At 61.4% G+C, this 21,253-nt stretch carries 16 protein-coding genes; 7 read left to right on the forward strand and 9 right to left on the reverse strand.

Annotated features, from left to right (window positions below; genetic code table 11):
• Positions 1-70 precede the first annotated feature (70 nt).
• The 3 genes from iolD (at position 71) to NKI46_RS25525 (ending at position 3,755) form a co-directional block, all read left to right on the forward strand.
• Positions 71-1,915, forward strand: a complete 1,845-nt coding sequence (gene iolD / locus NKI46_RS25515) for a 3D-(3,5/4)-trihydroxycyclohexane-1,2-dione acylhydrolase (decyclizing) (RefSeq protein ID WP_352748474.1) — start codon at positions 71-73, stop codon at positions 1,913-1,915.
• A gap of 122 nt (positions 1,916-2,037) precedes the next feature.
• The gene (gene iolE / locus NKI46_RS25520) at positions 2,038-2,943 is read left to right on the forward strand and encodes a myo-inosose-2 dehydratase (RefSeq protein ID WP_352748477.1); all 906 of its coding nucleotides are present in this window, start codon (positions 2,038-2,040) and stop codon (positions 2,941-2,943) included.
• Complete coding sequence (locus NKI46_RS25525; RefSeq protein WP_352748479.1) at positions 2,940-3,755, forward strand: SDR family oxidoreductase; 816 nt, start codon at positions 2,940-2,942, stop codon at positions 3,753-3,755. Before iolE ends, NKI46_RS25525 begins: the two co-directional genes overlap by 4 nt.
• 64 nt (positions 3,756-3,819) lie before the next feature.
• Here NKI46_RS25525 and NKI46_RS25530 read toward each other — a convergent pair whose 3' ends face one another.
• Complete coding sequence (locus NKI46_RS25530) at positions 3,820-4,695, reverse strand: MurR/RpiR family transcriptional regulator (RefSeq protein ID WP_352748482.1); 876 nt, start codon at positions 4,693-4,695, stop codon at positions 3,820-3,822.
• Positions 4,696-5,270: 575 nt separating this feature from the next.
• Positions 5,271-6,119 carry a hypothetical protein gene (locus NKI46_RS25535; RefSeq protein ID WP_352748483.1) on the reverse strand — a complete coding sequence of 283 codons (849 nt, stop codon included), beginning with the start codon at positions 6,117-6,119 and terminating at the stop codon, positions 5,271-5,273.
• A 138-nt stretch (positions 6,120-6,257) separates the two neighbouring features.
• Between NKI46_RS25535 and NKI46_RS25540 the strand changes: the two genes are divergently transcribed.
• The 3 genes from NKI46_RS25540 to NKI46_RS25550 all read left to right on the forward strand — a co-directional run bounded on the left by NKI46_RS25540 (position 6,258) and on the right by NKI46_RS25550 (position 9,426).
• Positions 6,258-7,058, forward strand: coding sequence for a carbohydrate ABC transporter permease (locus NKI46_RS25540; RefSeq protein ID WP_352748485.1), 801 nt, complete (start codon positions 6,258-6,260; stop codon positions 7,056-7,058).
• A gap of 111 nt (positions 7,059-7,169) precedes the next feature.
• The gene (locus NKI46_RS25545; protein ID WP_352748487.1) at positions 7,170-7,733 is read left to right on the forward strand and encodes a COG4705 family protein; all 564 of its coding nucleotides are present in this window, start codon (positions 7,170-7,172) and stop codon (positions 7,731-7,733) included.
• 214 nt (positions 7,734-7,947) lie between these two features.
• Positions 7,948-9,426: a prolyl oligopeptidase family serine peptidase gene (locus tag NKI46_RS25550; protein ID WP_352748489.1), complete on the forward strand. Its 1,479-nt coding sequence runs from the start codon at positions 7,948-7,950 to the stop codon at positions 9,424-9,426.
• 115 nt (positions 9,427-9,541) lie between these two features.
• On the opposite strand, the gene NKI46_RS25555 is transcribed toward NKI46_RS25550, so the two are convergent.
• The 4 genes from NKI46_RS25555 to NKI46_RS25570 form a co-directional block, all read right to left on the reverse strand.
• Positions 9,542-10,126, reverse strand: a complete 585-nt coding sequence (locus tag NKI46_RS25555) for a cytochrome b (protein ID WP_352748492.1) — start codon at positions 10,124-10,126, stop codon at positions 9,542-9,544.
• A 559-nt stretch (positions 10,127-10,685) separates the two neighbouring features.
• Positions 10,686-11,846 (reverse strand): sugar ABC transporter substrate-binding protein, encoded by a 1,161-nt coding sequence (locus tag NKI46_RS25560; RefSeq protein ID WP_352748495.1) that lies wholly within the window; start codon positions 11,844-11,846, stop codon positions 10,686-10,688.
• A gap of 95 nt (positions 11,847-11,941) precedes the next feature.
• On the reverse strand, positions 11,942-12,553 hold the full coding sequence (locus NKI46_RS25565; protein ID WP_352748498.1) for a sensor histidine kinase: 612 nt from the start codon (positions 12,551-12,553) through the stop codon (positions 11,942-11,944).
• Positions 12,496-13,263 (reverse strand): CHASE3 domain-containing protein, encoded by a 768-nt coding sequence (locus NKI46_RS25570; RefSeq protein ID WP_352748501.1) that lies wholly within the window; start codon positions 13,261-13,263, stop codon positions 12,496-12,498. Before NKI46_RS25570 ends, NKI46_RS25565 begins: the two co-directional genes overlap by 58 nt.
• Positions 13,264-13,330: 67 nt before the next feature.
• Here NKI46_RS25570 and NKI46_RS25575 point away from each other — a divergent pair, with 67 nt between their 5' ends.
• Positions 13,331-13,912: a tetratricopeptide repeat protein gene (locus tag NKI46_RS25575; RefSeq protein ID WP_352748504.1), complete on the forward strand. Its 582-nt coding sequence runs from the start codon at positions 13,331-13,333 to the stop codon at positions 13,910-13,912.
• A 711-nt stretch (positions 13,913-14,623) separates the two neighbouring features.
• Here NKI46_RS25575 and NKI46_RS25580 read toward each other — a convergent pair.
• The 3 genes from NKI46_RS25580 to NKI46_RS25590 form a co-directional block, all read right to left on the reverse strand.
• Positions 14,624-15,538, reverse strand: a complete 915-nt coding sequence (locus NKI46_RS25580; RefSeq protein ID WP_352748507.1) for a DUF2493 domain-containing protein — start codon at positions 15,536-15,538, stop codon at positions 14,624-14,626.
• A 343-nt stretch (positions 15,539-15,881) separates the two neighbouring features.
• Positions 15,882-16,916, reverse strand: coding sequence for a DUF7146 domain-containing protein (locus tag NKI46_RS25585; RefSeq protein ID WP_352748669.1), 1,035 nt, complete (start codon positions 16,914-16,916; stop codon positions 15,882-15,884).
• Complete coding sequence (locus NKI46_RS25590) at positions 16,916-21,244, reverse strand: strawberry notch-like NTP hydrolase domain-containing protein (protein WP_352748510.1); 4,329 nt, start codon at positions 21,242-21,244, stop codon at positions 16,916-16,918. The genes NKI46_RS25585 and NKI46_RS25590 overlap by 1 nt, the downstream gene beginning before the upstream one ends.
• Between the last annotated feature and the right edge of the window lie 9 nt (positions 21,245-21,253).

A 21,253-nucleotide genomic window follows, 5' to 3' on the forward strand; every position in this document is an offset into this window, starting at 1 on the left:
CAAAACGGTTGATTTGTCAATGGTTATTTCGTAATAGTCTGCACAACGGAAATTCGCCAGGGAGGAAGCGATGACGAAGACCATTCGTCTGACCATGACGCAGGCGCTTGTGCGCTATTTGAGCAATCAATTCACCGTCATCGACGGCGGCAAGGTTCCGCTGTTTGCGGGCGTGTTCGCGATTTTCGGTCACGGCAATGTCACCTGCCTGTCGGAGGCCCTGGAGGCCGCGCAGGACGTCCTTCCCACATGGCGCGGCCAGAACGAGCAGTCCATGGCACTAGCCGCGATCGGATTCGCGAAGGCCAAGCGCCGGCGCCAGATCATGATCGCCGCCACCTCTATCGGCCCGGGCGCTCTGAACATGGTAACCGCCGCTGGCGTCGCCCATTCAAATCGCCTTCCGGTACTGATGATTGCCGGCGACACCTTTGTCAGCCGCCGGCCGGATCCCGTGATGCAGCAGGTGGAGCACTTCAGCGATCCCACAATCAACGTCAACGACGCGTTCAAGGCGGTGACTCGCTACTGGGACCGTATTGTCCATCCCGAACAGATCATCTCCTCGCTGCCCCAGGCGGTGGCGGTTCTGCTTGATCCGGCCGACTGCGGGCCGGCCTTCATCGCCCTCCCCCAGGACGTGCAGGAAATCGCCTGGGATTATCCCGAGTCATTCTTCGAACCCACGGTCCATGCGATTCCCCGACCCCGGCCGGATCGCGCGCGTCTCGAGGAGGCGGTGCGTCTTCTCAAGACGGCCAAGCGTCCGCTGATCATTTCGGGCGGCGGCGTGCGTTACTCCGGTGCGGAAGCCACGCTTGCTAAATTCGCTGAAGCGCGTGGCATACCGCTTGCCGAAACCATCGCCGGCAAGGGCACCGTGACGCACGACCATCCCGCCCATGTAGGCCCGATCGGCATCGTCGGCTCGACATCGGCGAACGCGCTTGCCGGCGAAGCCGATGTGATCGTGGCGGTCGGTACGCGGCTCATGGACTTCACGACGGGATCGTGGAGCGCGTTCAGCCCCGACGCCAAATTCGTCTCGATCAACGCCGCACGGTGGGATGCCACGAAGCACCGGGCTCTCGCCGTGGTCGGCGATGCGCTGGAAACCATCAACGAGGTCGGGGCCGCGCTTGGTGACTGGAAGGCAGACAGCCGTTGGACCGAAAAGGGCAAGGTTGAGTTTGCCAAATGGAACACCGCGCTCGATGGCTTCCAGAAGCCCACGAATGACCCGGTTCCGACCTACGCGCAGGTCGTCGGCGTGGTCAACGCGAAGGCCGGCGAGCGAGATCTGCTGATCACCGCGGCGGGCGGGCTTCCCGGAGAAGTCATGAAGAATTGGCGCGTGAAAGAGCCGAACACGTTCGACTGCGAGTTCGGATTTTCCTGCATGGGCTACGAGATCTCTGCCGGATGGGGTGCGGCGATGGCGGATCCGACCCGCACGCCGATCGTGATGATCGGCGACGGCACCTACATGATGATGAATTCCGACATCTACTCTTCGGTTCTCGCCGGCCACAAGATGATCCTGATCGTCTGCGACAATGGCGGTTACGCGGTGATCAACCGGCTCCAGAACGCCAAGGGCGGCGCATCCTTCAACAACATGATCAAGGATTGCCGGGTTAAGGAGCCGTTTCCGGTCGATTTTGCAAAACACGCCGAGGCCATGGGCGCCCTTACGCAGCGGGTTGAGAGCCTTGCGGATCTCGGCCAGGCCGTGGAGTGGGCCAAAGGGACAGATCGCACCACGGTGATCACCATCGTCTCCGATGGATACACCTGGACACCCGGCGATGCCTGGTGGGATGTCGGCGTGCCGCAGGTCAGCGAACGGTCCGAGGTTCGTGAGGCTCATTCCGCGCAAGCCGAAGGCCGCAAACGGCAGCGCATAGGAGTCTAGGTTTTTCTCACGCCCACCGGGCCTCTGCCGGAACGATGCCGCACTCCCTGAGCATTGTTCCGGCAGTTTTTTCGCGGCGCTAAAAGTTGGCGGCGGCAGCTGAAATGATGATGGAGTTCAAGATGAGAGCCAAGCTTGGCATCGCGCCGATCGCCTGGTGGAACGACGACCTGGCGGAATTGAGCGACGACGTTTCGCTGGAGGAGTGTCTGCGGCAGGCACGCGAGGCCGGCTTCACCGGCATGGAGACCGGCCGCCGTTTCCCGATGGACGCGGCGGTACTCGAACCAATTCTGAGACAGAACGGCATGCGCGTCTGCGGCGGCTGGTTCTCCGGTCTTCTGCTTGACGGCGATATCGAAGCGGAGAAAGACCGCATCGCTCAGCAGATGCAACTCTTCAAGGCCGTGGACGCGCCCTGCATCGTCTACGGCGAGACTGCCGGAACCATACAGGGCGACCGTTCCGCGCCGCTTTCCACCAAGCGGCGGCTCTCGGAAGACGAGATCAAAATCTATGGTCGCAAGATGACTACCTTCGCCGAATGGTGTTCGGACGAAGGCATGCCGATTTCCTACCACCACCACATGGCCGCGCCGATCGAGACCGAGGAAGAGCTCGACATCCTGATGAAGCATTCCGGCGAGGGTCTGGCCCTGCTCTACGATGCCGGCCACATGGCCTTTGCCGGCGGCGACGTACTGCGAGTGATCGACAAGCACCACGCCCGCATTTCGCACGTACACACCAAGGATATCCGCCAGGCAGTCGTAGACGGGCTAGACCGCACCCGGGAAAGTTTTCTCGACGCGGTGATCAAGGGAGCCTTCACCGTGCCGGGCGACGGCTCGCTCGACTTCGAGGCGATCGTCAAGCGCTTGGCCAGCCACGGCTACGAAGGCTGGTTCGTCGTTGAAGCCGAGCAGGATCCCGTCAAAAGTCCGCCGCTCGAAATGGCAAAGATCGGTCACAAGGAATTGCTGCGCGTCATGGCCGCGGCTGGCTACACAGTGGAGGACAAGGCATGAACCGGATGGATGGTAAGATCTGCGTCGTCACCGGATCGACGCAGGGACTGGGCGCGGCTATCGCGCGCCAGCTCGCGCAAGCCGGTGCGGCTGGCGTCGTCACGCTTGGCCGCAACGAAAGCAAGGGCCGCGCGGTGGCCGCCGACATTTCGCACGCCACGGGCGTGCCCGTGCACTATGTCAACGCCGATCTTGGAAACGTCGAGGATTGCCGCCGCGTGATCGCGGAAGCGGAGCGCGTTTTCGGAAGGATCGACGTGCTGGTCAATGCAGGCGCGCGGACGGACCGGGGCACGATCCTCGACACGTCGCCAGAATTGTTCGACGCCCTGTTCGCCGTGAATGTGCGCGGACCCTATTTCCTCATGCAGGAGGCCATTCGGCACATGATCCGCAATGGCATCGAGGGTTCGATCTGCAACATCGGCTCGATCTCGCAGCAGGCCGGCCAGCCCTTCATCAACGTCTACTGCGCCACCAAGGCGGCACTGGCGACCCTGACCCGCAACACGGCGTTTTCCGTCATGAAGAACCGCATTCGCGTCAACCAGCTGGATATCGGCTGGATGGGATCCGACCATGAGCGGGAATTGCAGGCGAGCGAGAAGGGTGATCCCGACTGGGAGGCGAAAGCCGTTGCCAACCTACCCTTCGGACGCCTGATCGACCCCCGCGAAGCCGCGCGGGCGGTAAACTTTCTCGTTTCGGACGATGCCGGGCTCATGACGGGTGCCGTCGTGGATTACGACCAGACCGTGCTTGGCGCCGCACCCGGCCCCATGGCCGTGCCTGAGAAGGCGATGACGCTCTGAAGGCATCCGGACGTTCAGAGAATGGGAAGTGATTCCCTTTTGGGGCTGTATCCTGTCTCGGCGCCTACTGCGCTGTCACTGTTGGAATTCGGGGATTGAGCGTGTTCTTCTGAATGCGCGCGGCCAAGCCCATGGTGACGGCCTGCGCGAGGCACATCGGTGCAGCCAGTGAGCGCGAGAACGTGTATTCGTGCTCCGGCACCGCGAAGAGCACCCGCGCGCTCTTGGCGAGAGGCGACAGAGTGCTGTCCGATATTGCCACGATCGGCACGCGGCGCTGAGCAGCCTCCTCCACGATATTGACAACCTCGTTGGCGTAGAAGCGGAAAGACACGGCGAACAGCAGGTCCGTAGTCCGCATCGCCCGCCCCATATGCGTAGCCAATCCGCCGCCGGGGTCCAGCAGAACGCAGCGCTTGCCCAACATCGTCAATATGTAGCGAAGAAGGTCGACGACTGGCGCCGAGCGCAACTGGCCGAGGAGGTAGATGACATCCGCTCGTTCCAGCAGGTCGACCGCCTCGCTTAGCCGATCAGGATCGATCCCGTTCAGGAGATCCTGAAGGGAAGCTATGTCGCGCACGACAAGATCTTGCATAAATCCAAATTCACTTTGGTCGACCCGCCCTCCAAGCTCGGTTTCCAGAGCCTTGACCCGAGCCTCGAAGCCGGGCGCGGCGGTCGACAGCCGTTTCTGAAAGAGGGACTGAAGTTCCTTGAACCCCTCATAGCCGAGCGCTTGGGCAAAGCGCACGAAGCTCGACGCGTGCACACCGCTAATGTCGCCGATTGAATTCACAGATTTGACAGCGACGTCGTTAGGGTTCTGCGTGAGATAGAGTGCGATCTTTTGGTATGACTTGCTCATTTCATCGTAGCGATCGTGAATGAGCCGGATCAGTTCCTCATAATCTCGCGGCGCTTTCGTGGCGGATTTCATCTCTCAATCTTTCGCAATATTCATTGCATCATGACGTATTGACGTTGATTGCGCTAGCTAAATCCGTCGCCAAGGCACCCCCTATTCAAGATGTTTAAGCGGCCCAAGGAAACGTCGATAGCTGCTTCCAATGGGCTCTGCGAGACAACGCCCTCTACTGGGGACGGCCCGAGCTTGACCTAACGCGATCGCAGCCTCGTAGCTTGCTGTCGATCACGAGATCGAACAGCCACCGATCTCTCGTGCGCCCCTATCGAGATTGCCCAAACCTACCGCTGCTTCAGGGGCTTCTTTACGCCGACCTTTAGGCCGACCTTCCATGCTGGGCGACCCAATGCAGCAGGATCATATTGCGGCGGTACCCTTGGTTCTCCTTTGGCCACCATTGGCCGTTGGAGAATGCGCGAACGCCAGGTTCCGAGTGGGCCGAATCCAAACTGGCTGGTTTCGGCCTGCAAAACGAAAACTGCCGTTTGGCAACCCACCCCTTTGGACGATAGACCGTCTGCAACGGATGATTTAGTTGGGTTCGAGAGTCCATGAACAACTCCATGAACCATGCGTGACGAACATAATCAACGATCCCGCGCTGTGAACAGTGCCTCGTCAGGACCAAGGTCGTTGCGGACCGCACGTTTGATGGTGGCCGGCACCGACGGGTCGTCAAGGTCGTAATTGCCAAGACCGCTTAGGGCGGCGCGCCGGTCGATCTCAGTCCCGATGAAATCCATGACAACGCGAGCCGCGGCAATGACCCGGGCTGGGCCATGGCTGAGGCTAATGGTTAGTCCGTTCATTCGCCTCGACTTACGCCCACGCGGATAGAGGAACATCGTGGAGGCTTCCCGGCCCGTCCCACGGTGATAGTCGATATTGATCAACCGATCGCCAACGCTGCCAACAATACCACGATAGGTGATGAAGGCTGACGACGCGTCCGCCGCCTCGTCCTCTCCGAGGTAGCGCTGTTTGACCGATGATACCAGCATACCCTCACTCTCGTACCAGTGCACCAGCTCTCGCTTGATCCGGTGGCCGCCGAGGTAGGTGTAAAAATACTTGAAATAGAAGCCTCGATACTCAGCCACCTGAGACAGCCCGTTCCCTAAGACGGCGCGACGAAGATCATCCCATTGCCGTGATGCCGGCGCAGGCTCCACCATGGTTCGGGGCTTGAAGGATGCCGCAAACGCGGCGCTTGGCATGAACAAATGTTCGGGTTCGAGGCCGAAAAAGTCGTTGATCAGCTTGTAGTTATGCCGCGAGGGAACCGCCGTGCCAGCCAAGTAGCGGTTGAATTGCTGGCGGTTAATTTTCAACCGCCGGCATACCTCAGACACGGAACGGTAGTGATCGCAGCAGAACTGGAGATTTGCACAAAAATCGCCCTTGCGTTCGGCGAAGATGAGGTGAGGTGGAAACATAGCAGACCTCCACTTTTTTAGCTACCTGAAGCGTAGATCGCTAAAAGTCGCTTAATCTAGCGCACAAGCCTTTGATGGCGTCAAGAAGCAGCGCGTGAGACGCTCCGAACCGCTAACGCACTGGTTCTGGCGATGAAAATGATGCGTAAACTAATACTGACCGGGCTTGCTTGGGGTATGGCATTAAGCCTATCCGCACCGATCTTCTTGATGGTGCTGACAGCACTGAAATCGAATATCGACGCACTTGAGCCGTCACGGCTCCTGTTCATCCCAACGCTGGACAATTTTATCGCAGCCGCTTCCCGTAGCGGCATTCAGCGGCCACTGTTGAATAGCGTCGTGGAGGCCGGCGGAGCGACGGCTCTGTGCTTTTTATTGGCCCTGCCAACGGCCTATGCACTGGCCCTCTGCAATGCCAAGCAAAGAAGGGCGGTGCTGCATGGCATGCTGATGACCCGGTTCATGCCCGCCATCGGCGTGGCGATCCCGATGTATCTGATCTTCAACGCTGTCGACCTGATCGACACCAAACTCGCGCTCATTGTCATCTATACCATGACCAATCTGCCGATCGTGGTTTGGATGCTATTCTCATATCTGCGCGAGCTCCCACCTGGTATTCTGGAAAGTGCCCAGATGGACGGTGCGACCGTACGGCAGCAGATTATGTTTGTGCTGGTGCCCTTATGCTTGCCCGGCCTTTGCTCGACCGCACTTCTATCGGTCGTCCTGTGCTGGAATGAAGCATTCTGGAGCGTGCAGATGACATCGTTAGAGGGTGCACCCCTGAGTGCTTACATCTCGACCCTGTCAAACGATCCGTCATGGGGAAGGCTGTCCGCAGCTTCTCTGCTGGCGATCGGTCCCATTCTTCTGATCGGCTGGCTGACGCAGCGCCAGTTCGTGCGTGGGCTGACGTTCGGTGCCGTACAATAAGTGATCACACGTCCGAAGGGCGTGCGTTGAAACAGCTGCATTTAGGATTAACGATAGAGTCCCGGCCCGATTTTGCGGTTGTGGATCCAGTCTGGTTTCAGCGTGCCGCTTATGGCATCGGCGCCGCAGGCTGCTTCAACGGTCGCGAGCAGCGCGTCAGCATGGTTCCACGAAGTTACAATCGTGGCGGGTAACGGTTCGGCCGCCAGGACCAATACCGGTGACCTTATGTCCGATGGCTTGGGACTCGGGCATGTTGCCGGACTGCCCTGGATCATCGGCGCTCTTGTCCTGGTATTCATAGTCGAGCGCACGAGCCCCTGGAAAACAGCGATCTTTTTCTGGGCCGCCATCATCATCATTCGTACCGGCGCCACGAACATCGGTGACGCGTTCCACGACTACAAGATCGACTTCTCGATCTCCCTCCCAATCGTCCTGGCCTGCTACATCGTGGCGGTGCTGATCTATCGCACTTATTGGCTTCGGTCGGGATCGACGTCGGTCAGCGTCAACGCGATTTATTGGATCACAATGATCCTGGCTGGCGTGCTGGGCACAATCGGCGGTGACGCTGCATCGTTCAGACTTTCTCTTACACCGGCTGGCACAGCGGTATTGTTTTTTGCCTTTGCTGCATGGCAACGACCTTATGGGGACAGCGCGGCAAGCTGAGCGAACCGATCCCCTATTGGACGACCCTCGCCCTTATTCGCACCGGCGGCACTGGGGCGGGCGACGCGCCGCGCACAAAATCGGGCCGATGCCTAGTACGTTTCTGACGGGGATCATTTTCGTGGCCATGGTCGTTTACTTCTATGCCGTCGAAACCGGCAATTCGGCGCCTGTCACTCAAGACGCGGCTGCTTGACATTGGAAGGAGGCTCCCATGGTGGATGTATCGAGACGTGACTTCGTGGCGCTTGGAGCGGTTCTGGCTGGAGCCGCTTCAGCGTCAGGGCTCGGCGTCAAGGAAGTTCGCGCTGCGCAGGGTGGAAACGGCTTTTTGGCAGCCTCATCTGCCGGACCAGATGGAGCGGGCGACGGCCGCGACAAAGGTCCAGGCCTCCAGGGCATTCATGCGTTATGCGAAGTCACAGGCGGCGGCGAGAAGGTCTACGGAATTGCCGTTGAGTATGACGTGGATATCGATCCTGTCAGTTTGGCGATCGAAACATATGCCGCAGCTGTCTTCCCCGCCGCCGCAGGCTTCTTCGCAGGCATGCCCCAGGAACCCGACAAGAACGCTACGAGCGGCCCCGCCACGCTACGGGCCGTTGCCGCCATCTATACCAATGCGGAGCCTGCTCTGCGTCCGGACCGGAGAAGTGTCGCCGGCCGGTTCGTCATCAGCGAATTTCAACACGACCCCGACCTCAGCCTTCCCACCACGGACAGCGACAAAGTCGCACTGGCGCAGAACAGGAACGTCCGGACAGTGAGCGGGTCGGTCTATGGTGCGACTGGAACTGTATGGACCAACGCGGGCAGGCGCGGAAACAGCGCCGTCATCCGCGGCGTCGACGCTTGGGAACAGAACCATTGGTGGTGGGACGATGCCCGTTCCGCGTGGCTCGAATACAGCATCTATCTCCCAAAATCCTTCCTTGAAGAAGGCGGGGAGAACAAAGCCTACCCTCTCGTCCTCGCAATCACCCATTCGGGGACCAGCTACGACGGCACCTGCGCTCAGACGCTGACTGAACAGTGCATCGCCAGCATCTGGAGCTTGCCGGAAGAGCAGGACAGGCATGAGTGCGTGATCATCACCCCGCGCTATGAGCGCACCACGATGAATGATTATTGGGAGCACACCTACGACGTTGAGAACACGTATCGGCTAGTGGAATCGCTTCTCAGCAACACGTGGAATTACGGCAATCCAAACTTGGACGATCGCAGAGACAAGGTCCTGACGATCGATCCCAATAGGGTCTACTGCACTGGATGGTCGATGGGCGCCATGACTAGCCTGTGGCTGATGGCAAAACATCCCGAGACCTTTGCAGCCGGCCTGATCATCGCGGGACAGCAGAGACCTAGCGATGTTGTCACCCTCGCCAAGCAAAAGGTCCTGATCATCACGGGCACGGACGATGACAAAGCGACACCCTGGAATGAGAAATGCGTGCCGGTCTGGGAAGATGCCGGGGGCAAGGTAACGCGGCCTGCTGAGCGGCTTGACCCGGCACTCATTTTCCCGATTAACGACCAGAAAGCGCTTACCGACCAGATCGGCAGCTACCTGTCTGAGGGAAGCAACATCACGTTCCTGACATTCAAGGCGGTTGATCACATGGGTTCTGCCCGGAAGTTTTTCTACATCAACGCCGCAAGGGATTGGCTGTTCAAGCAGGCGAAGGGATAAGCTTCCTTCACAAAGTGAGGATCCGGACGGGAAACTGCCCGCCCCCACAAGGGACCTGCGAGGTTTCCAACCGGCAGGCATCTTAATGGTTGTCGCAGTCGGCGATCTGCGCAGTTCAACGCATCGGTTCAGCCACTCGGCGTCGCACCAGCATCCGATCGAGCACCTTGTCCTTCAACACATAGTGGTGCACCAGAGCGGCTCCCGCATGCCCAAGGGACAGGATGACGATCGCCCAGGCCACCCAGTTGTGCCATTCTTCGAACTGATGCGCCAGCGGACGGTTTTCCTGGAGAACTGCCGGGATGGCGAACAGTCCGAAAAACGTGAATGCCTCGCCTTGCGACCATCTAATCAGGAAGCCCAGCACGGCTTCGACTGCCAAAAGCATATAAAGCACGACATACATCCACCGCGACAGCACGCCGGAGAAGCCGGCTTCCGCACTCAAGCGACGACTGCCTGTGAGCCGCCAGACGATGCGCAAAAGGATAAGGACGGCAAATAGAATGCCGATCGAGACATGCGCCGACTCCAGCAGCGGTCGCCACACCCGGTCGTGAGGTGTGACGTAGTTCCAAATCAGAGAAGTGGCAAACAGGACGAGCACCAACAGCGCCGTAAGCCAGTGGAAGACAAGCGTCGGACCGTCGTAATACTCCAGTTCGAGCGTTCTATCCCTGACGCTAGGCTCGGCCATCTTTGTCCTCCCCCTTTGCTGGTGAACGCGACGGGGATACAACTGCATGTGCATAAACCCTAATGTCGAGCCCGCTTCGTGATCAAATTACGGCAACTGTGTCTGGTTCCTGGAATTTGATTTCATCTTCTGGAATCCTCCCATGAGGCGTACCGCAGGTCTTTCCTCGCTGCTCAGATATTAGCGGTTCGCATCCCGTGTCCAGGAAACGACGCGTTTCGTGAACACGGAAAAGCGGTCGCAGCGATTTGCTTTGCGCCCCGGCTGCACCCAGTTGATCCAAACGTTTTCGATCCGGCAAGCTAGCCAGGATGGCGATAACATAACGGGCTCCTGATGGGAAAGCCGCCCGCAAATCGTGCGATGCACAGACCGTAGCAATGATGGGCGGCCAGTCCATGAATTTCGGATAGTTGTCACGCGGTTGGGGTAACACGCACGGCACAGTCCATCGTCGTAGGTGGCCACAAGGAGTACCATGCGGATGGCGGACAACCCTTCAGTTCTAATCTGGCCTTGTTGAGCTACCGCAGAATTTTGCTCCCAAATACTCGTCTGACTATTTCTGCTCCGATGACCACGGGAAATTCACATAGTGGTCGCGGCTGTCATAGCAGATATTCCCGTACATCTTAAGATAGGCGTCCCGACGTATATGGTCGGCGTATACCGAAGCAGGGTCGATAAGGTCCGCCTCGTATTGGGAGAGGTTGGTGCTGGTCAGAGCTATGGGGAGGATGTCCATCGCCTGTGGAATGCTTTTGCCTTCGAGCCAATCGGCCGCAAACTGCCCCATGGCATAGCCGAAGACCGGCGAAGACAGAGATATGCTGGCCTTGTAGGGACTGTTGGCTTTCCTGATCTCGGTCACAGCCTCCGGCTCTCCATCTATTCCGCCGAGGAACTGATCCGGCCGGTCTTTCCCCGCCACCCGCAGCGCCTGCAGCGCGCCCAGCACCACCGCATCGCCCCCAAGTACCACATCTATATCCGGATTGGCTGCGAGGATGGTCTGCATCGTGGCGAACCCGCCTTCCTTGGTGACCGGTTTTGGCGCGATATCGGCCACGATCGTCACGCCTGGCAATGCATTCAGACCATCGCGCATTGCCGCGAACCGCGGCGCCAGAAACTCCATCGTGTCCTGGGTCAGCAGAACGACCCTGGCCTTGCCGCCAAGCTTGGTGGTGATGTGGTCGATTGCAGCGTCGGTCAGCACCTTTCCCGTCCGATACTGTGGGGCGTTGAGAAGCAGCGTTGCCGGGGGCGGAACGATGGTGCCGACAAACGCGCCCGACCATATTGCGTGCTGAAGTGCTGCGCTGAACGCTGCAGGATCCGGCGAGGTCCCAACCATGGCTCCAACCTTCGCCGTAACCAGAGACTGAACCTGGGCTATCGCCTTGCCGACATCGTTTTCCACCAGAACGCGCCGATACTCTAGGCCGCGATTTTGTGCGGCAAGCGACAGGCCATGATCGACTCCCTGCAGGAAGTCGCGGTCGTTCTCCTGCACATAGGCAAGCACCTTGTTGAGACCAGGCGGAACACTGCATGAGGGAGCATTCGGATTGAAGGCAGGGAATGACGTCCGCTGGGTTATGCCAGGGGCGCCTTCCTTCGCGCTCGCGCCAGTAAGCCCGCTCATCATGGCAGATAGGAGCAGAGCAATCGATGGCCCGGTCGGCCATCGACATACAACCCTCTTCCGATCAAACATTGTGTGCCCTCCCTCGACAGCCGCCGCTGCCGGTGACGATTACCACCTTGACGCTCACGATCTCGGTAATCGCGCCATCCCACTTGCGATGCGGTCTACGGTTTTGCGATAGCGCGTCTTGGTTTTGTCGAAAACATCAAATGAGCTGCGGTCCCGGGCTGGAGATCTTTATAATTGAGTTTGGCGCCGAGGCTGATGCACATGGCACTGATGATCCTGCTGCCGACGCCGGTCCCCTTGGCCGGCGCGCCATCGGCCCTTCCAACACCGTCGTCCTCGACCAGCAATTCCGCTTGCTCTCCCGGCAGCCTGCCCAGCCGCACGCGGATCTCTCCGACGCCATCCGGATATGCATATTTGAAGGCATTGGTGACCAGCTCGGTGACAACAACGCCGAGGTTGATGCTGATATCGGTCTCGAGGTCGATTGGCTTGATTTCATAGGTCAGGCTCACGCCATGAACCTGGCTGCGCAGGGATGTCCGCAGATGATCGAGCAGCCCGGTGAGATACTCGTCCAACGCAACCGAGCGGACGTCGGAAGATCCATACAGCCGCCTGTGCACGAGCGAGATGGCGAAGATGCGCTCCTGCGTTTCGGCGAGCGCTTCTTTAGAGGCGCGATCCTCCACAGCCTTTGACTGGAGATTCACGAGAGACGAGACAAGAGCCAGGCTGTTGGCAACGCGGTGGTTGACCTCTGACAACAACACTTCGGCACGATCGCGCGCCTTTGCCAGGTCCTGAGCGCGTTGACCTCGTCACGCGTTTCGCGCAGTTCCCTGGTGTAGCGAGCAGCCCCATGGGCCGCCCCGCCAACCACAGCGACAATGACAAGCCCGCCTATTGCCGAAACCAGCCGCAGCCATCCGCTGTTGGCGCGCTGTTCGGCAACGCCCGACGTCAGCCGATCATCCGCCTGCCCGATGATCCCCGAGAAGAACACATTGGCTTCGTCGGTCAGGGCCTTGCCTTTGTTGGTGCGGAAAATAGCCAGTATCTCCGCATCGCGCTGGTCGCGCTTGAGTTCTATGGCTTGATCCAGCTCATCGAACTTGGTGGTTATGATTGCCGACAGCCTCGGCAGCGTAGCGATGGAACCAGGATACGAAGTCAGCAGGGTTTGCAGCGCTTCGAGATGGCGTTGCGCCTGGGCTTTGGCGGTTTGGTAAGATCCCAGATAGATCTCGTTCCCTGTGATGATAAAGCCACGCTCGCTCGCCTCGGCGGTCTGCATTGCATTGCGCAACTCGACGGCCGCAACCCGTGTGTCGCGCGCTGCAATCGCGTCATCGAAATAGGACTGAGCTCTCTCGCCCAGCCAGAAGTTGGTGGCGACAATGGCCATGAGGGCGACGAAGCCGATCAGCAGCGACGCGGATGTGAATCGGACAAGCTTGCGGTTGGAAACGGGCATCAGCCACTGTCTGCCTGATTTTAAGCGAGGGCGCCATCATGTAGTGGTAGCTTATATACGGGACGGGATGCAGGAGAAAAACCGCCGTGGCGCAATCGAGCATGCTCACGCTGCAATTGCGTATGGCCTCTCGGACCCGATGGCGCTTACCTTCGGAGCTTTCTCGATTGCCTTGGTCGAACATAATCGGACGGTAGCATTCGATGCCTTCGAAGAGGCTGTCAAAATATGTCCGTCATGCGGTCCCGCGTTTATCTTCGGCAGCGCCCCCTTAAGCTTTGCCGGTCACGCCGAACTTGCCATTGATTGGGGCGAGCGGGCGCTACGGCTGAGCCCGTTCGATCCTATGAGCTACATCGCCTTTCACGGAATAGCGGTCGGAAACTTCCAACTTGGCCGCTACGAAGAGGGGGCAAGAGCGGCGCGCAAGGCGATCCAATCAAACCCTGGATTTAGCTTTTCTTATGCACTTTTAGCAGCTCCCCTTGCGAGGCTCGGCAGAATCGATGACGCGAAGGACGCTGTCGCGCGGCTGCGCCAGCTGCAGCCCAATTTTAGCATCGGTCGACAATGTGAGGCGGTCGGTATCATACCCGTTGTCGCGGAACCGCTAATGGAGGCGTTGCGCACCGCAGGGCTCGATGATTAGACAAACTAAAAGCAGGCTGAAGTTCACCGGCCTATCCTGCCCTCATGTGGCCGATCTCAGCTGGCTGATGGCAAACCGGCCGACACCCGTGTTCATCCCGCGCGGGCATCTGTCGCGGACCGCGAACTCAGGCCCCATCAACGGAGCGGCCCCTCTCTGGCAACCACTGGCTGGCAGCCTCGACAACACTTCAGCGACTGCTTTCTGGGGATGCTGGTCCTTACCGCTTCCAGATCCGGCCGTACATGCAGTCTTTCACTGTCGAGTGGTCAAGCTCGGCTGCAGCTGGCCGATTGTGTTCCTGCCCGCGTAGGTCACTTAAGATTCAGCTTGCGCACGCCTTCGAGACCGAGACAAACCAGCGCCCCCGCGCCTCCATCCGAGAATGGTCGCTCTTGCACCAGCGGCAAATCGTATCTTGGAAATTCCGAAACGGTTCGCCGCCACGCCGTATCGATCCATTCCTTCCAGCCAAATCGAGGCATCGGTCAGGCTGATCAATGCGTAGCCGGCGGTCTTCCTTTTTGGGAAGTTCGGCCGCGTCGCGCTCGTCCTGCATGACCCGCGCCTGCAAGGGGCGGCCGCACCCGCGCTTGACGTTGGAATGGCCGACATGAGGCGCGAAGCCGCCATCCAGTCGTGTTCAAATCCAGTCGAGGTTTGATCGGAGCTATGCATGTGTACGTCTTACGCGGGTGAGGAAGGCAGCGCTTACGAGCCACCGAGCCGATAGACCGGAATGCCGAGCTTGCGGGCCTTGTCCGCGAGGTTTTCCTGAATGCCGGTGCCCGGAAAGATGGTGACGCCGATCGGCATGACGGCCAACATCTGGTCGTTGCGCTTGAAGGGAGCGGCCTTGGCATGTTTGCTCCAGTCGGGCTTGAAGGCGACTTGCGGCACCTTGCGATGATCGGCCCAGCGGGCGGCGATCTTTTCGGCGCCTTTCGGTGATCCGCCGTGCATCAGCACCATGTCGGGGTGCTTGGCGCGGATTTGGTCGAGCTTTGCCCAGATCATCTCGTGATCGTCGGTGTCGCCGCCGGAGAAGGCGATCTTGGGGCCGGCGGGCACCATGACCTCGGTTTCCGCGCGCCGCCTAGCAGCGAGGAAGTCGCGGCTGTCGATCATTGCGGCGGTGAGATGATGGTGGTTGACCATCGACCCAGTGCGCGGTCGCCAGGCCGAACCGGTGTACTGATCGTAGTGGTCGGCGGCCTGGTCACGCATCAGCTCGAAGGCATCGCGCCGTTCGATCATGGTCTGGCCCTGGGCGGTGAGTGTCTCCAGTTCAACCGCCTTGATCTCGCTGCCATCCTGTTCGCGCTGCAAGCGGCGCTGGGCCTGCTCGTTGTCGTCGAGCTGCCGCTCGATCCTTTGTACAGCTCGGTGGAAGACATTGGTGACGGACCAGAGCAGGTCATCGAGGTCGGGTTCGAGGCGCGTGTCGGCCAAGGTGGCGATGAGAGCGTCAAAGATGTCGGCCACGGCTCCGGCCACGTGGTCGCCGCTGGGGAGCGGTCGCGGGTCGGGCTCGTCGGCATAGGGGCGCCAGCCATAGAGCTGGAGTTCGGTCAGGATGTGATCGGTCGAAGAAGCTGCGTGGTGCGGTTCGTCGTGCTGGCTCATGGGGATGGTCCCGTCGGTTTGACCGCGACCCTCGCGGCCTTCATGGCGACGAGAGCCCACAGGCGGGTTGGCCCGACACTCGCAGCGAAGCGGAGGGCCGGAGCGTAGCGGAGGATGGCGGCGGCCGGCTATTTTGCATCGCGATGGAAAGGCGTCGCAAGCTATCGCTGGCTTTCGCCAGCAATCGCGCGCCGCCGGAAAATAGTCGGCCGCCGCCATTGCCTGGCCGGCCAGCTTGTGGGCCGATCGCCCTCTCGAAGGCCGGATCGCGGTTCTCTACCGGCAGTCCCGCATCCAGGCAACGCCGCCGGCACCGTGCGCCGCTGCACGCTTCCCTTCCGGCTCAAGCAACCCGCTTCAGATAGCGGAGGCGGTCCTTGCCTATGAGCTGGTCCGCAATCGCGGCCCGGAAGGTCGTCAGTCCGAAATGGCGGAGATCTTCGTTGAAGTCCTCCATCGTCGGCGACAGCACGATTGCCTCTATTCCGGCGTCCGTCGCGCGCTCGAGCAGGCTGTCTCGGGCACCGTCACCGGCCGGATCGTTGTCGCGGATGACATAGAGCCGCCGCAGGTTCGGAGGGAACAGGATGGCGGCAAGATGGGCTGCCGAAAGTGCCGCAGCCATCGCCATGTCGGGCAAGGCGCATCTGAGCGACAGCGTCGTCTCGATGCCTTCGCCTGCCGCCATGACGCTGCCGGGTACGCCGAACCGGACGGCGTGACCGAGAAGGTCACCCATTGCCCGACGCGGCGTGTCGACGAGCGCCTTGCCGGTGCCGTCCGGTGCGAGCCAGGTGCGGTGCGCGCCGGTCAGATGTCCATCAAGGTCGGTGACAGCAGCGATCATTGCCGGCAAGGTCTCGGTCGGTCCGTGATCGTCGGGCCGGTAGTAGCAGCGCGGATGGAACCGCAGCGATCCGGTGCCGGACAAAGTCGCAATGCCACGTCCACGCAAATAGGTTTCCACGAGGGTGCCGATAATGGGCTTCGACATGGCAAGCAGTCGGCGAGCCGCTTCCGGAGATCCAATGGGAACCTGCCTGATCGGCTCGGCCGGTCGGGCTGGCATGGCATCTGGCATAGCGAGAAACAGGCGCGCCTCGTCGGCGACGTCCCGGAAGTTGACCAGTCCGAGGGATTCGCGGATGACGTCGAGCAGGTCGCCATGCTCGCCGGTCGCGGCGTCGGTCCATTTGCCTGGCGGTCCCTTCGGGGATGGCTGCAGACGCACGAACATCGAGCGGCCCGGCGCATTGCGGACGTCGCCGACGGTCCAATAGTTGCCCTGGCGACGGCCATTGGAGAGGTAGTGGCGGCACACCGACTCGGCATATTCGGCGAGGCGGTGTGCGAGGTCGGGTGCATCGCGGCGCGGCATCATGCGGCCTCCCGCTCGCTGACCCGATCGATTGGGAAGCGATCGATCACGCGCTCCAGCACGGCGAGCCCGTTGGCGTCGATCGGCACGAACATCCTGAGCTTCCACGAAATGATCTCGTGGAAGAGACCGTAGGCGGTGAGGCGCTCCCGCATCGTGTCGGTGAAGCCCGACAGTTCGATGCGCCACGCGCCCATGACGCGGCTGCGGCGAAGCTGGAGACCCTCGGCGAGATCAAGGATCGTCCGCCCGTCGATCAGCGCCGCGAGCGCCTGCTCGGGCGATAGGGATGCGACGCCTGTCGCCGTGGCGTTCGCGGCCCAGGCCGGCGAGACAAGGCGGCCAATGATGCGCTCGCCCTCGTCGGTCTGAAGTCGAAAAACGCGGGTCGACTCGTTTGGCAGACGCTTCCAGATCGGCAACAACAGGCCCGTCACCATGTGCAGCACGGCATCGGCAAACTCGGGAATCTCGGCGACCTCCGCATTCCATGCTGCAGCGAAAGCTTCACGGTGGGCCTCGACCCAGCGGGTTTCGCCCATAGCCTTGAGCGGCATGTTCTGGCCTTCCATCGGCCGGATCAGGCGGACCCGCCGCTCGATCTCGCCGTCGTCGAGCATAATGCTGGTGGTTGGGATCTGCACGGCGGCGCGGCCAGATTGCTCGTTGATCAGTAGGATGGCGCGCAAATCGCGAAGGTGATGGAGCGCCGCATCGAGCATGACGGGCCGAGTGCGCTTGCGCTGTGTGATCGTCAGCAGCCGCGTTTGGGCGCCGGTGCGCGGATGGGCGTAGATGACCTGCCGGTCGGTGATGACGAAGCTCTCGGCCCGCAGGATCTCCAGCCCGGTGTCATAGGTGCCCGAGGCGATGGCGCCATCGATCCGAGCGGCCAGAAGCTGCTCGAAGGCGCCGAACAGCACGCCCTGCAGTTCGATGGTCAGCGCCAACAGGCGATTGAGGAAGGTGGTGATCGGCGGCAACTCGTCCTTGATGCCGTTATTATCCATCAGCTTGAGACCCGTCGCCGACTCGAAACGTTCGAGCGAGCAGCCCTCGACCTTGCCGCGTATGATCAGCAGATAGAGTTGCCGTAGCGCATCGCGGGCATAGTGGCTTTCCAGATTGTCCTCTGGCCGGAACAGGCCCTGGCCACCGGTCTGGCGCTGGCCGCGCGTGATTGCGCCCAACGTGTCGAGACGGCGGGCAATCGTCGAGAGGAAGCGCTTTTCCGCCTTCACATTGGTCGAGATCGGTCGGAAGAGCGGCGGCTGCGCCTGGTTGGTGCGATGCGTGCGGCCCAGGCCTTGGATCGCGGTATCCGCCTTCCAGCCGGCCTCGAGCAGGTAGTGGACACGCAGGCGCCTGTTCCGGGCCGAGAGTTCGGCATGATAGGAACGACCCGTCCCGCCGGCGTCGGAAAACACCAGAACGCGCTTCTGATCGTCCATGAAGGACTGCGCCTCGGCCAGATTTGCTGACCCTGCTCGGTGCTCGACGACCAGGCGGTCGCGCTTGCGCACGATGCGGCGCGAGCGGCCAGTGACTTCGGCCACGAGGTCCGCGCCGAAATGTTGTACGATCTGGTCGAGCGCGCCGGGGACAGGCGTCAAGCTGGCGAGTTTCGCGATCAGCTCGTCGCGCCGGGCGACCGCCTCGCGGCTCTCGACCGGCTGGCCATCGCGGTAGACCGGGCGCGACGACAGATTGCTCTCCGAATCCGTGAAGGGCTCATAGAGCTGCACCGGGAAGGAATGAGCGAGGTAGTCGAGGACGTATTCGCGCGGCGTGATGTCAACGCGAACATCGTTCCATTCCTCGGTTGGCCACTCGGCCAGCCGCCGCTCCATGAGCGCCTCACCCGTCGAGACGATCTGGACAACGGCCGCATGGCCCTCCTCCAGATCGCCGGTGATGGATTTGATCAGGGTCGGTGTCTTCATGCTGGTCAACAAATGGCCGAAGAAGCGCTGCTTGGCGCTTTCAAAGGCGCTTCGCGCGGCCGACTTGGCCTGGGCATTGAGCGTGCCGGTGCTGCCAGTGATGTTGGCCGCCTGCATCGCAGCATCGAGATTGTTGTGGATGACGCCGAAGGCCCCAGCGTACGCGTCATAGATGCGGACCTGTTCGGGCGTCAGCTCATGCTCGAGCAGTTCGTATTCGACGCCGTTGAAAGAGAGCGAGCGGGCCGTATAGAGGCCAAGTGCCCTGAGGTCGCGTGCGAGCACTTCCATCGCCGCCACGCCGCCAGCCTCGATCGCCTCGACGAACTCGGCGCGGGTCGAGAATGGAAAATGCTCGTCGCCCCAGAGGCCGAGCCGCTGGGCATAGGCGAGATTGTGCACTGTGGTGGCGCCAGTCGCCGACACATAGACGATGCGGGCATTCGGCAGGGCGTGCTGTAGCCTCAGGCCGGCAAGGCCTTGCTGGGAGGGAGCGGCGTCGCCGCGTTCGCCCTTGCCGCCACCGGCATTTTGCATGGCGTGCGCCTCGTCGAAGATGATGACCCCATCGAAATCCGGACCCAACCATTCGACGATCTGCTTGACCCGCGAAACCCTCTCGCCGCGATCGTCGGACCGCAGCGTGGCATAGGTGGTGAACAGGATGCCGTCCGCCAGCGTGATAGGCCTGCCCTGCGGGAAGCGGGAGAGCGGAGTGACCAGCAAGCGCTCCATGCCGAGCGCGGACCAGTCGCGCTGCGCATCCTCGATGAGCTTGTCTGACTTGGAGATCCAGACCGCCTTGCGACGGCCCTGCATCCAATTGTCTAGGATTACGGCGGCGGACTGGCGGCCCTTGCCTACACCGGTACCGTCGCCGATCATGAAGCCTTGCCGGAAGCGCACGGCCCGCGCCGCGTCATCTGCCGCCGCGCTAATTACGTCAAAGGTATCGTCGAGCGTCCAGGCGCCGGCGAGATACTCGGCGTGAGCCTCGCCCGCATAGATGACGGTCTCGAGCTGCGCGTCCGAGAGCAGGTCAAGGACGTTCTTCGGCAGGCGCGGCCGATAGCTCGGCTTGGGCGGCGCGACCGAGGCCATGGCCGCCGATTGCACGAGTTGGGTGGTGTGCGGCTGCGCGCCGGGAATGCGGATCGCCTGAAGCGCGTAGTCCTCGTAGATGGCGTCGCTGATGTGGCGCCCCTCGGCCGCTTGCCAGTCGACAGCCTCATAGGCGAGGTCGATGGCTTCCGGTTCGGCGATCGACATGCGTGGCGTGGTTCTCGCCGAGCGTGCGAGATAGCCGTGCACGGTGCGGGGCGCGGCGACCGCCGATGCCGCGCTAGAGACGGCGGCCATCACGACCGGCGACCGGGCGGGAAGGCGCTCCTCAATCCACGTGAGGAGCGTTGCCGCATCCGGAGCGATGCCGGGAGCATCCGGGAAGAGGAAGGGATCATCCGCCGGCACCCTGTCGATGACGGTGAGGCGCGTCGGGAAGGCCGTGCCGTGCTTGGCATAGACCGAGCCATCGATGGCGGCGGAGAAGACGACGCGACCACGCTCCTGCAGGCGGGTGAAGGCCGGGGTCCAAGCCGGATGTTCGGGGGTGAAACTCGCCCCGGTGATCGTCACCAGCCGCCCGCCGGGCGCCAGGCGTGCCAGCGCCGAGGCAATGTGCCGCCAGGCCGCGTCGGCCATGCGGCCCTCGACATTGGCCATGACCGAAAAGGGCGGGTTCATCAGCACCACGCTAGGCACGGCGCTGACACTGAGATGGTCGTCGATCTGGGCGGCGTCGAAGCGGGTGACGGGAACGGCCGGAAAGAGGCACGAGAGAAGTGCCGAGCGCGTCTCGGCAAGCTCGTTGAGGATGAGCGAGGCGCCGGCTATCTCGGCCAGGATGGCGAGCAGCCCGGTGCCGGCGGAAGGCTCCAGCACACGGTCGGCGGGCGTGATGGCGGCGGCCGTTGCGGCGACCAAACCGAGCGGAATCGGCGTCGAGAACTGCTGGAAGGTCTGTGCTTCTTGGGATCGGCGGGTATGCGTCGGCATGAGCCCAGCGATCTTCGACAATGCGGAAAGCCGGAGAGCCGGCGACGCGGCTCTGCGGAACAACGCCTTTCCGTACTTGCGGAGGAAAAGGACCGTCGCGGCTTCGCAGGCATCGTAGGCCTGCTTCCAGTCCCAGGCGCCGGCGGAGTCGGAGGCGCCGAATGCGGCTTCCATCGCCGAGCGCAGCTTTGGCGCGTCGATGCAGTCGCCGCGCTCGATTTGGGGAAGCAGCAGGCCGGCGGCGGCGAAGATAGCGCCGGCTGCACCGGTTTGGGGGAGCGGGAGCGGCGCGACTGCGGGAACCGTCGCAGCGGGAGAGATCATGTACATGGTGTGAAC

The sequence above is a fragment of the Mesorhizobium sp. M0615 genome (genome assembly GCF_040320805.1).
Taxonomy (GTDB): Bacteria; Pseudomonadota; Alphaproteobacteria; order Rhizobiales; family Rhizobiaceae; genus Mesorhizobium.